We start from the raw sequence: 780 nt of genomic DNA, 5'->3' as shown, positions 1-780 counted from the left end.
CTTTTCGCAGGCTCCTACGTCCTTCATCGCCTCCAGCTGCCAAGGCATCCACCGTATACGCTTAGTCGCTTGACCATACAACACAAACGACTATTAACGACTTTAAACATCCAGGCTAAGCCTGAACGCCGGATTGTGTGCTTGAGAGACACACATTTCTATTGAGTTGAGTATCGTTACTACTCAACCTCGCCTTGCAGTGTATTACTACAAAATGTTTCACCTTGTTAAAGAGCATCTGATGTAAAAATCAGAAAGCTGAACTCTTATCTTTCGATAAGAAACCAGGTTTCTGAATTCTAATGTGTGTCGGGAAGTGGTGGAGCTAAGCGGGATCGAACCGCTGACCTCTTGGATGCAAACCAAGCGCTCTCCCAGCTGAGCTATAGCCCCATCTTCGATAAGCATTTTCACGAATGGAAAATGTAAATTTCACGAATTGGTGTTTTCAGTAGCCGCCGCATAGCCTGCTATGCAAGGTTACTGAAAGCGCCGAGTCGTGGAATTTTGGTAGGCCTGGGCAGACTTGAACTGCCGACCTCACCCTTATCAGGGGTGCGCTCTAACCAGCTGAGCTACAGGCCTAAAACTTGTTACCCTTGGGTTATCCTCGGGACACTAGACCCGCCCAACGGGCATCACTGACACAACATCATCAGTTCGATCAAGCAATATGTGTGAGCACTTACGAAGTTAGGTCGACTTCGATTAAGGAGGTGATCCAGCCCCAGGTTCCCCTAGGGCTACCTTGTTACGACTTCACCCCAGTCATGAATCACT

Annotated in this window: 2 tRNA genes and 1 rRNA gene; all 3 read right to left on the bottom strand. The window is 47.9% G+C overall.

Going from position 1 to position 780, the window contains the following annotated elements:
• Positions 1-317: 317 nt before the first annotated feature.
• Positions 318-393 (bottom strand) — tRNA-Ala (locus LC059_RS17900).
• A gap of 115 nt (positions 394-508) precedes the next feature.
• Positions 509-585, bottom strand: a tRNA-Ile gene (locus LC059_RS17895).
• 124 nt (positions 586-709) lie between these two features.
• Positions 710-780 (bottom strand): 16S ribosomal RNA (locus LC059_RS17890); the annotation flags it as partial.

This window comes from Microbulbifer elongatus (genome assembly GCF_020524885.1).
Classification (GTDB): Bacteria; Pseudomonadota; Gammaproteobacteria; order Pseudomonadales; family Cellvibrionaceae; genus Microbulbifer; species Microbulbifer elongatus_A.
This window is presented reverse-complemented; position numbering and strand designations above follow the sequence as displayed.